This is a genomic window from Nocardia vulneris, from assembly GCF_001613425.1.
In the GTDB taxonomy this organism is placed as follows: domain Bacteria; phylum Actinomycetota; class Actinomycetes; order Mycobacteriales; family Mycobacteriaceae; genus Nocardia; species Nocardia vulneris.
The window spans coordinates 1-3,381 of sequence record NZ_BDCI01000064.1 but is presented as its reverse complement, the minus strand read 5'-3'; the positions used below and the strand labels follow the sequence as shown (position 1 = coordinate 3,381).

The window sequence follows — 3,381 nt, the reverse complement described above, 5'->3', positions numbered from 1 at the left end:
TTCACGAAAGCCCCCAGCATTGCTGGGGGCTTTCGTCGTTTTCCGACCCTTCGCACATGCATCTGTCGAATGCTGTTCTCTCCGCGGTCGATTCGCCGTTGGTTATCCACCGTAGCGTGCGTGCTCTCGACGTCGTCCGGCTATGGAGGTTGTGCGGTGTGGGCAAAATTGTTGCGTCTCGGTCTACTGCTGGTGCTCGCCATTTCGCTGCCCGCGCTGCCGGCAGCGCACGCAGACACGGATCTGCCCACCGAAATATCCGGCGGGACGTGGAAATCCGGTCATGTGCAGGGCATCGCGATTGATACCCGTAAGGGCTTCATGTACTTCTCGTTCACCGATCTGCTGGTGAAAACAGATCTGCACGGCGCGGTGATCGGCACGGTGACGGGATTCACCGGCCATCTCGGAGATCTGGCGTTCGACGAACGGGACGGCCGGGTCTACGGCTCCCTCGAATACAAGGCGGCTTCCGCGTTCTACATCGCGATCATCGATGTCGACCGGATCACCCAGCAGAATATGGACGCCGAAGCCACGGGCATTGTCAGCACCGTGTATCTGCGGGAAGTGGTGGCCGATTACACCGCTGACATGAACGGTGACGGGAAGTTCGACGGGGACGTCGCCGCGACCGCGGATCACCGGTACGGGTGCAGCGGCATCGACGGTGTGGCGTTCGGTCCGGCGTTCGGCAGCCGCGATGGTGCGCCGAAACTCACTGTCGCCTATGGGATCTACTCCAACAACAGTCGCACCGACAACGACTATCAGGTGCTCCTGCAATACGACACCACGAACTGGCGTGCGTACGAGCGCCCGCTCACCCAGCGTGCCCCGCACACCAGTGGGCCGCAGACTCCGGACGGAAAGTTCTTCGTCCGTACCGGCAACACCACCTACGGCGTGCAGAATCTCGAGTTCGACAGCTACACCGGAAACTGGTTCCTCGCCGTATATCCCGGCAAGAAGCCGCAATTCCCGAACTACCCCTTCTTCATCATCGAAGCCACCGCCCAACCGCAACGCCAAGACCTCACCGGCCAACCGCAACCCGAACAAGCCTCAGTACTGCCCCTGGCACCAGGCGGCCAACAGGACGAACGATCGGGTACCCGCGGCTGGAAGTTCACGGCCCCCTACGGCCTGATCGCCCTCGGCGACGGCCGCTACTACGTCGCCACCTCGAGCACCTCGAAATCCGACGGCACCACAACCCAATCCGGCGTAGCCCACCTATACCGCTGGACCGGAAACGCCCCAACCCCGTTCGAAAAGATCGAAGGGTAGCGATCCAGCGTGCCGCAGGAGAGCCACCACGAGACGGCGTCGGTCCGAGAAGGACCGAGCACCGGCCTACGCCCGGCCACGGCGTGTCCGTCGTTGCCGCTGCCGGAGGCATTCGCTGTCCGGTGACGACCCCACATAGTCCGGTCTCGCTCAACCTACGGCTGGATCGGGAACGTTCCGACACCGGTTCGAGAAGGTCGAAGAGCAAGCGGGATCTCGCTGTCGCAGGGAGCGTGCCACGATGGGACAGCGTCAGTCTCGGAGAGGTCGACCAGCGCCCACACGAAGTCCGATGACACCACCACGCGAACACCGGGATGCTGCGCCAGTTCCTCGCCGGCTTCCCCGCCCACCTGCCCCGAGGTTCCCGGCCACGCACGACGGCATCGACGAACTGGGCGATCACTGTCGCCGCGCCGAGCACCTCCCCGCCGCCGCCCACTCCACGGCTAGCCCCCTCCACCGACAAGGCCTGGCTCGCCCTCCCGACCTCGCCGACCGGCTCGGCCAGCGCACCCGGCCCGAACCAACGCCCCCATCGCCGCATGCGGAGTCCGACGACACCCCCGGGGCCGAACTTCCAGACCCGCATCGCCGCCGCCGGTCTGCATGTCCTCGACCGCATCGACACCGCTCCCCGCCACTCCGCACCCGCGACACCACCGCCCGCCCCGCCGAGATCACTTCGCTCTGGTGTCTGGGTTGAGCGCCGCCGCGCACTTCTCGTCACCCCGCGCGCGTGTCCGTCGAACGACACGCGCGCGGGATGCTGAGAAGTGCGCGAGATGCTGAGAAGTGCGCGAGATGCTGAGATGCGCGCGGGATGCGCGGGACGCTGCGGCGCAGGACGGCAGGGTGCCTGCGCGCCGCCTGCGCCGCCGAGGTCACCTTGCTCGGGTGTCTGGGCTGAGCGCCGCCGCGCACTTCTCGTCACCCCGCGCGCGTGTCAGTCGAACGACACGCGCGCGGGACACTGAAAGGTGCGCGGGACGCGCCGGGACGCTGCGGTACTGAAAGGTGCGCGGGACGCGCCGGGACGCTGCGGCGCGGGACGGCAGGGCGCGTGCGCGCCGCCTGCGCCGCCGAGGTCACCTTGCTCGGGTGTCTGGGCTGAGCGCCGCCGCGCACTTCTCGTCACCCCGCGCGCGTGTCAGTCGAACGACACGCGCGCGGGACACTGAAAGGTGCGCGGGACGTCGAAGTGCGCGAGAGGCCGAGAAGCGTTGCTCACCTACAGCTGGGCCGGGAATACTCGGCACCGTTTGAGGAGGTTGGTGGTGGCGATACGGCGCGTGGCGCAGGGGGGCGTGCCACGATGGGACGGCATCGGTCTCGGAGGGGCCGAGCTTCGGCCTCGAGGAGGGCGCGTGTCGGATAGCCGCGCAGAGGATCCGTTCGGTGGTCGTGCGCCGACCAGCCACGAGCGGATGACCGGCGTGCCCTGGGACGCGTCGTATCACGACGGCCCCGCGCCCTGGGATATCGGCGGCCCGCAGCCTGCGATCGTGCAGGTCGCCGCGTCCGGCGGATTCTCCGGGGCAGTACTCGACGTCGGCTGCGGGTCCGGGGAGAACGCCCTGCACCTCGCCGCGCTGGGTCTGTCGGTGCTGGGAGTCGACGTGGCCGAAACCGCTTTGGCCATCGCCCGCGGGAAGGCCGCTGCGCGTGGGCTCGCCGTCGAGTTCGCCATGGCCGACGCGTTCGAGCTGAGCCGCCTGGGCCGCATGTTCGACACCGTGCTCGACAGCGGAATGTTCCACACCTGCGACGCCGACGAGCAACTCCGCTACGCCGCTGGCCTCGCCTCGGTGACCACTCCCGGCGGCACCCTCTGCATCCTCTGCTTCAGCAACACCGGTCCCGACCTCGGCCCCCACCCCATCAGCCAGGAAGCACTGACTACCGCATTCGCCACCAACTGGACAATCACGACCATCGTCCCCACCCGAATCCACACCACCTTCCACCCCACCGGCGCCTCCGCCTGGCTGGCCACCATCCACCGAACCTGAACGAGCCCCACAGAACACCCCGTCCCCGCGTCGAACGCCAGGAGCAACGGGTGGGCCAAGCGACAGATAGGTCGATGCT

General features: G+C 67.3%; 2 protein-coding genes. Both read left to right on the top strand.

What is annotated here, in order from left to right; translation table 11 throughout:
• Window positions 1-156: 156 nt before the first annotated feature.
• The gene (locus NVU01S_RS42000; RefSeq protein ID WP_244467582.1) at window positions 157-1,290 is read left to right on the top strand and encodes a hypothetical protein; all 1,134 of its coding nucleotides are present in this window, start codon (window positions 157-159) and stop codon (window positions 1,288-1,290) included.
• Between the two features lie 1,427 nt (window positions 1,291-2,717).
• Window positions 2,718-3,302, top strand: coding sequence for a class I SAM-dependent methyltransferase (locus tag NVU01S_RS41995; RefSeq protein WP_063048262.1), 585 nt, complete (start codon window positions 2,718-2,720; stop codon window positions 3,300-3,302).
• Window positions 3,303-3,381 lie beyond the last annotated feature (79 nt).

Bases quoted from the DNA above. Each gene is read 5' to 3' on its own strand.
- NVU01S_RS41995 (WP_063048262.1), top strand. From the start codon at position 2,718: ATGACCGGCGTGCCCTGGGACGCGTCGTATCACGACGGCCCCGCGCCC.